This window comes from Dyadobacter jejuensis (assembly GCF_003149085.1).
Classification (GTDB): Bacteria; Bacteroidota; Bacteroidia; order Cytophagales; family Spirosomataceae; genus Dyadobacter; species Dyadobacter jejuensis.
This window is the reverse complement of sequence record NZ_QGDT01000007.1, coordinates 255,002-261,386: the sequence shown is the minus strand read 5'-3', so window position 1 is coordinate 261,386 and position 6,385 is coordinate 255,002. Positions and strand designations below refer to the sequence as shown.

Sequence of the window (6,385 nt, the reverse complement as noted above, 5' to 3'; positions counted from 1 at the left end):
TGTACTTTTGCCCATGTCTTTAATTTTTTGTCTTGCAACTCAAAATTAGACTGGGGCGGGTGGTTATCAAAAATAATCACTCGCTTTATTTTTTTTACCGGACACTAGTGTTTTGAAAATAAAATGGTTTTTGCTTCTAATAGGGCAGGGGGCTATGGGGGTTATGACCTCTATTATAGTACCCTAACCGGTGGCAAATGGAGCGAGCCCGTCAATTTTGGTGCTACAATCAACACCGAGTTCGATGAGTTTAGGCCTATTTTGATCGATGCAGGCGTTTCTTGGAACCAAAACATGCTGGTATTCTCCTCCAATCGTGCAGGGGGTAAAGGTGGATTTGATTTGTATTTTGCGGGGGTAGTTAAGGAATAATAGTTTGTTGAAAAAAAGGAGAGGAAGAGAAATTCCTCAGTTCGTTCTACGGGATAAACGAAATCCTGATGTATCAATCGGTTGTCGTCTCAACGACCGATTTGTTTTCCTGAAAATTTCGATCTTATTGTAATATATGAATGCTGACCGTTGTTTTATTTTCATTATTCATTTAAAGCCTGATTTAATTTTGCCCCCCCCCTCCAACTACATTTAAGTCAACATAAAGCGTACACCAGCAGGAGTTTTCATTCCAGTCCTCCTTAAATTGCTGCTCGTTATGCATCACCATATGAAACTGGAACTCTTAGCGGATCATCCAAATCTATTACCAATAATAGCCAAGTGGTATTTTGAAGAATGGGGTTGTCTTAGTAAAGATAAAACCCTAGATACAGAAATTGAGAACCTTCAAGCCTATCTAAATCCAGGTGAAATACCGCTTATTTTAATAGCCATAGGAAATGGTCAACCTTTGGGTGCTGCTCAGCTGAAATATCATGAAATGAGCATATATCCCGATAAAGTACATTGGTTGGGAGGGGTTTACGTTTCCCAGGAACATCGGGGTAAAGGTATTGCCAGTCAGATCATTTTGGAATTAATTGCTATTGCAAAAAAATTGAAGATCAAAACACTATACCTTCAAACCGAAAATTTGAGTGGTGGACTTTATCGTCAATTGGGGTGGCTGCCCATCGAACAGGTTAATTATCATGGTATAGAGGTCTTAGTGATGGAATTGATAATTAAGGATTAATCTCAATTCCTTAAAAATCAAAGATATAAAACATTCTATTCAGAATGTTTTATATCTTTGCCCCATGGATCAGCAATTAAAATCGGAACTTACCAGGCAGCTTATTATTGATAAGGCGTTCGAACTGTTCTACGAAAACGGTTTTAAGGCTACGAGTATTGCCGGGATTATGGAGGCTACATCCCTTACAAAAGGTGCATTTTACCACCATTTCAAGGACAAAAAGGAAATTGGGATGGAGGTGATTACCCAAAGAGTTCAGAAAAGAATATACAACTGGATGGTGGGTCCTTTATCGGATCCTAAAGAGCCAAAGCTTTTACTGAAGGAAATTTTTAAGAACAGATTAGCCTCTTTTTCCCTGTACGAAAAGCAAAAGGGCTGCCCGGCCAACAACTTAATCAATGAAATAGGCGATATGGAGACGGTCTATCAAAATGCACTGAGGCGAATCATTGATGAATGGAAGGAAGCCTTAGTAAAGCTGTTGGAAAAAGGCAAAAAGAACCAGTGTTTTCTAACGGAGTTTGATAATGTGGCCGTGGCCACCTATTTGATAAGCTCATTTGAAGGGGTGAGGGGCTTGCGGAAGTTGTACCTAGATGATGCCATTTTGAATGATTATCTGGTGGGTACCAACCTATTTATCGATCAATTATAATTTTTTTAACTAAAAACATTCGGTATAGAATGTTTATGATGCCTAAAATGATGACAAAAAACAGAAGAAGCTTTATTAAGAATATGGGAGGCGTTGCTTTAACGAGCCTGGCCCTTCCGCAAATGGAAGTAGGAAGTCAGCCATTGGAGATCAACTCAGAGAACCTGATCCGACCCAAGGTGCTTTACTTCGATGTTAATGAAACCCTATTGGATCTGACGGTTATGAAGAAAAGTGTAGGGGATGCCCTGGGCGGTCGGGCCGATTTGCTTCCATTATGGTTTACCACCATGCTACAATACTCCCTGGTAGTTACAGTAGGAAGGCAATATGATGACTTCGGAGTTATTGGTGCAGCCGCATTGCGGATGGTGGCAGCCAACAACGGGATCACCCTTTCGGAAAAACAATCGTTAGAGGCCATCCTCGAACCATTAAGAGCTTTACCTGCACATCCTGAAGTAAAAAATGCCCTTGCCGCATTAAAAAAGGATGGGTATAAACTGGTTTCTTTTACCAATTCCTCTTATAAAGGGGTGAAAACCCAATTCGAGAACGCAGGTTTGATCGAGTTTTTCGACGATCGCTTAAGCATTGAAGATATCGGTAAGTTCAAGCCACACGCGGATGCATATAATTGGGCTGCCAGAAAAATGGCTGTTAAGCCCAAAGAGTGCCTCTTGGTAGCTGCCCATGGTTGGGATATTGCAGGAGCCCTTTGGGCAGGTTGGAGAGGGGCATTTGTGAGCCGGCCAGGGGCACAATTATATCCATTGGCTCCAAAGCCCGAGATGATAGGACCGGACTTGTCCCTGTTGACAGAAAAATTAACGGCTTTACCTAAATAATTATTCGACTTTTACTGACGCTGGCGGAACCTTCGTGCTTCTTAACGTATGATCTTATTTTCGCCTAAGAAAGTATAGCAGGGTTGGAGATAAAAACGCAACGTATGAAAATTGGAATTTTAGGCATGGGCGGTGTCGGATGTTTTATTGGTGCCAAACTCACCAAGCATTATGAAAATGACGGTAGCACCCAAATAATTTTTATTTGTCGAAATGAGACGAAGGAAGCAATTCTCAATAATGGCTTAACCTTGATTAAAGATGGCCAAACTACCATCTCGAGGCCTTACATGGCGTCCGACGATGCAGGTCAGATTGGATTACTGGACATCTTGTTAGTTACCACAAAGTCCTTTTCGTTGCCCACAGCATTGGAAGAGTACCGTGCCTGTTTAAAGGAGGATACGGTCGTAATCCCCATTCAGAATGGAGTGAATTCAAAAAGTCTCATCGAAGCGCATAGCGGGCACGACCCTTCCAGAATACTGGAAGGCTGCATATATATTGTTTCGAATATGTTAAGTCCTGGGGTGGTTAAACACCTTGGCGGGCCAGGGAAAATATTTTTTGGCAATCGGGGGATTGGTGATTTTAGCAGAATCGAAAAAATATTGACCGATGGTGGTTTGGACATCACTTATACCAAGGACATCACGACCATCGTATGGAGGAAGTATCTATTCGTTTCCCCACTGGCAGCCATGACCACCGCTTTAAAAAAGACATTTGGTGAATTGGTGGAGGATCCCAGCAATAGGGCTCAACTCGAAGCGATGATGCAAGAGGTCAAGTCGGTGGCTATTGGAATGAATGTACCCTTGACCAATGAAAATGTAGAACGATCACTGGCTATGTTGTCCAACTTTCCATACCCATCCAAATCATCGCTTCAGCTAGACTTCGAAAACCGTAGCCCCTCCAATGAGAAGGATGTTTTGGTCGACTTCGTGATTGAGCAAGGGAGAAAGCTGGGGATTAACGTTTCTAATTATGAAGAAATGAATGATAAAATAGCCTATCATTCGGGCAGTTTGAATGGGTAATAGCATTAGTACTAGACTTAAATTAAGTAAATAACTGCATATTGTAGAAGTTTCTTTTAAAAGAAAATAGAACTATACCGTATAATAAATGATAGTTAAATAATTATAATAATTGCCTTTTTAATGACATATATTATTTAAATTTGGTTATAATAATTTAGTAAAATGTCCTGTTGATCACACTATAAACGAGCTTTTTACCATGTTAGACACAACCAAACCACTTCGTAAGTATTTGACTGATAAGGAAATTAGTCCGGTAGTCGAATTGTCGAAAAGGCAATTTAATGAGAGCCGTAAAAAGAGTTACAAAATTGTAAATGATAAAATTCAAACGGCATTAAACCTTATCAACGACTCCGACGATTATGCAAAGATCATTTGGCGGGTACAGCAAGAACATCCTAAGGAAGAGCAGTATTTCGAAAAGGAATATTTAGCGCGGGGCTTAACCAACCTAAAAATATTTTATGCCTTGGAAATAATTGATGGGAGAAACCTGCATTCATTGTCTAAAACCCTAGATGTTTTCTGGCATGCCCATCAAAATTTTAGTTTCGAGTATATGCACTTTTGCAATAAGGTGTTCGGAGCCAATCAATATTTGCACCATCTGCCTACCGATAAGCGCGACCGTTCTATACAAGAAGCCATGGAGCGACGCTACGATTACACCCGTAAGGTCCTCGATAAGGTGTTTAGTGTCGATGCCAAGTTTTGGGGGCAGGATGTCATCATATGTTGCAGCTACGAGGCTACCACCGCCGACGGCTTCGTTTTTTGGAAGCCAGCATTGATGGCCATGGAGCCTCCTTGTGGGTTGTACCCGGATAAATGGTTGAATGAGGAGCTCAGGAAAACGACCAATTTCGTATTAGATGGCTTTGCTTCTCATCAATTTTCAGAGGTACACTGATATTCCCATCGTAGGATGGGACATCAGACAGGGGAGTAATCAAAAAAGCAGCCAGTACTTGGGTACCGGTTGCTTTTTTGATCAAAAGGGCTTTTCAGTCCTTTTTACAGTATTTTTCAAGGGCAATTTTGGCATCGGTATAGCCCAGGCTAACGGCCTGCTGCAGGGTGGTGCAAGTAAGGTCGGTTTCATTGAGCTGGTAGTAGCATAGCGCTAAGCCGTAAAAAGCCTTTCCACTGGAAGGGTCAAGGCTGACGGTCTGGCGGAAGGCTTGGGCTGCTTCTTTATAGTTTTTGTCATGAAAATAGATGTTGCCCATATTATACCAAGCCATTACGCTGTTGGCATTTAGATCGGAGGCCTTTTTGAAATCGGCTAGGGCCAGCTCCCGGCTGTCGAGCAAGGTATGGACCATCCCTCTGTTTAGGTATACATCGGCGGTGTCGGGCGCATACTTGGCAGCAAGGTCGTAATTGGCAAGGGCGGAGTCGAGCTTGTTTTGGTCGGTAAAGAGTAAGCCCTTATTGTAATAAGGACGGTAGGCGGTTGGTTGTAATTCGATGGCTTGGTCAAAATCCAATAATGCATTGGGAAAGGACTTCATTTCATAATAGGCTACCCCTCGTACGTTAAATGCATCGGCATTTGAGGTGTTTTTTTCAATGGCCTTGTTAATAAATTCAATGGCCTCTTTGGTTTGGCCCGATTGCATCAATTCCTTGCCTTTTTTTAAGAAAGCCTCAGAAGATTGGGAACAGGAGAAGCAGAAAACAAAAAAAAATAAAAAAAAAATTCGGTACATATTCATTCATTACTAGTTGGTTGCTGCAAAAGTAAGGGTAAAGCGGTAAAGAATGTTTTCTTTTTGTTAATAAAATGTTTTTATCTTTGCAGCAGGCAAATCGGAACTACTTGCTCCTACCGAATCCCCCAGGTCCTGACGGAAGCAAGGGTAGGTGGTCGATGCAGTGAGATTCTCGGTTTGCCTATTTTTTTTTCTTCCCTCGGTATTTTCATCAATTTTTTTGCTTTTGCACTTCGTTTCCTACTTTTGTAGCTATTACATAACCATACATTGCAAATGAAATTTTTTATTGATACTGCCAATCTCAAGGAGATTGAAGAAGCCCAAGCCCTAGGGGTACTCGATGGTGTAACCACCAACCCATCTTTGATGGCCAAAGAGGGTATCACTGGAAAGGATAATATCATGCGCCATTATAAGGCGATTTGCGATATCGTCGATGGAGATGTAAGTGCGGAGGTGATCTCTACCGACCTAGAAGGAATGATCCGCGAAGGTGAAGCATTGGTTGAAATCGATAGCAAAATCGTTGTAAAGATTCCGATGATCAAAGAAGGTGTAAAGGCCTTGAAGTATTTTTCTAACAAAGGAATTCGTACCAACTGTACGTTGATTTTCTCTGCCGGACAAGCTTTGTTAGCTGCTAAAGCGGGTGCCACCTACGTTTCTCCATTTATCGGTCGTTTAGATGATATTTCTACGGACGGAATCGGCCTGATCGATCAGATCCTTACCATCTACAGAAACTATGGTTTTGAAACCCAAGTGTTGGCTGCCTCTGTTCGCCACCCAATGCATATTTTACAATGTGCTGAGCTAGGTGCCGACGTGATGACGGGCCCATTGAGCGCTATTGAAGCCTTATTGAAGCACCCATTGACCGATAGCGGACTTGAAAAGTTCTTGGCCGATTACGCTAAAGGAAACGCTTAATTGAAGTGATAAGAAACGGTCTTTTCAGGCTAGGGTATGTCTACCAA

8 protein-coding genes are annotated in these 6,385 nt (G+C 41.8%); 7 read left to right on the top strand and 1 reads right to left on the bottom strand.

Features of this window, described 5'->3' with window-relative positions; all coding sequences use genetic code 11:
* Window positions 1–123: 123 nt before the first annotated feature.
* The 6 genes from CLV98_RS14890 to CLV98_RS14865 all read left to right on the top strand — a co-directional run bounded on the left by CLV98_RS14890 (window position 124) and on the right by CLV98_RS14865 (window position 4,600).
* Window positions 124–372 (top strand): PD40 domain-containing protein, encoded by a 249-nt coding sequence (locus CLV98_RS14890; RefSeq protein ID WP_158281270.1) that lies wholly within the window; start codon window positions 124–126, stop codon window positions 370–372.
* 292 nt (window positions 373–664) lie between these two features.
* Window positions 665–1,132 carry a GNAT family N-acetyltransferase gene (locus CLV98_RS14885; protein ID WP_109675276.1) on the top strand — a complete coding sequence of 156 codons (468 nt, stop codon included), beginning with the start codon at window positions 665–667 and terminating at the stop codon, window positions 1,130–1,132.
* A gap of 64 nt (window positions 1,133–1,196) precedes the next feature.
* On the top strand, window positions 1,197–1,793 hold the full coding sequence (locus CLV98_RS14880) for a TetR/AcrR family transcriptional regulator (protein WP_109675274.1): 597 nt from the start codon (window positions 1,197–1,199) through the stop codon (window positions 1,791–1,793).
* Between the two features lie 47 nt (window positions 1,794–1,840).
* A complete protein-coding gene (locus CLV98_RS14875) occupies window positions 1,841–2,641 on the top strand; it encodes a haloacid dehalogenase type II (RefSeq protein ID WP_211320045.1) in 801 nt (266 codons plus the stop codon).
* A 104-nt stretch (window positions 2,642–2,745) separates the two neighbouring features.
* On the top strand, window positions 2,746–3,684 hold the full coding sequence (locus CLV98_RS14870) for a ketopantoate reductase family protein (protein ID WP_109675272.1): 939 nt from the start codon (window positions 2,746–2,748) through the stop codon (window positions 3,682–3,684).
* 202 nt (window positions 3,685–3,886) lie between these two features.
* Complete coding sequence (locus CLV98_RS14865; RefSeq protein WP_109675270.1) at window positions 3,887–4,600, top strand: hypothetical protein; 714 nt, start codon at window positions 3,887–3,889, stop codon at window positions 4,598–4,600.
* A gap of 94 nt (window positions 4,601–4,694) precedes the next feature.
* Here the strand turns inward: CLV98_RS14865 and CLV98_RS14860 are convergent, their stop codons facing one another.
* On the bottom strand, window positions 4,695–5,402 hold the full coding sequence (locus tag CLV98_RS14860) for a tetratricopeptide repeat protein (protein WP_109675305.1): 708 nt from the start codon (window positions 5,400–5,402) through the stop codon (window positions 4,695–4,697).
* A 279-nt stretch (window positions 5,403–5,681) separates the two neighbouring features.
* Here CLV98_RS14860 and fsa point away from each other — a divergent pair, with 279 nt between their 5' ends.
* On the top strand, window positions 5,682–6,338 hold the full coding sequence (gene fsa / locus CLV98_RS14855) for a fructose-6-phosphate aldolase (RefSeq protein ID WP_109675268.1): 657 nt from the start codon (window positions 5,682–5,684) through the stop codon (window positions 6,336–6,338).
* The last annotated feature ends 47 nt before the right edge of the window (window positions 6,339–6,385 follow it).

Coding starts and splice junctions, on each gene's coding strand:
- CLV98_RS14875 (WP_211320045.1), top strand. CDS start 1,841: ATGATGACAAAAAACAGAAGAAGCTTTATTAAGAATATGGGAGGCGTT.
- fsa (WP_109675268.1), top strand. CDS start 5,682: ATGAAATTTTTTATTGATACTGCCAATCTCAAGGAGATTGAAGAAGCC.
- CLV98_RS14870 (WP_109675272.1), top strand. CDS start 2,746: ATGAAAATTGGAATTTTAGGCATGGGCGGTGTCGGATGTTTTATTGGT.
- CLV98_RS14865 (WP_109675270.1), top strand. CDS start 3,887: ATGTTAGACACAACCAAACCACTTCGTAAGTATTTGACTGATAAGGAA.
- CLV98_RS14890 (WP_158281270.1), top strand. CDS start 124: ATGGTTTTTGCTTCTAATAGGGCAGGGGGCTATGGGGGTTATGACCTC.
- CLV98_RS14880 (WP_109675274.1), top strand. CDS start 1,197: ATGGATCAGCAATTAAAATCGGAACTTACCAGGCAGCTTATTATTGAT.
- CLV98_RS14885 (WP_109675276.1), top strand. CDS start 665: ATGAAACTGGAACTCTTAGCGGATCATCCAAATCTATTACCAATAATA.
- CLV98_RS14860 (WP_109675305.1), bottom strand. CDS start 5,402: ATGTACCGAATTTTTTTTTTATTTTTTTTTGTTTTCTGCTTCTCCTGT.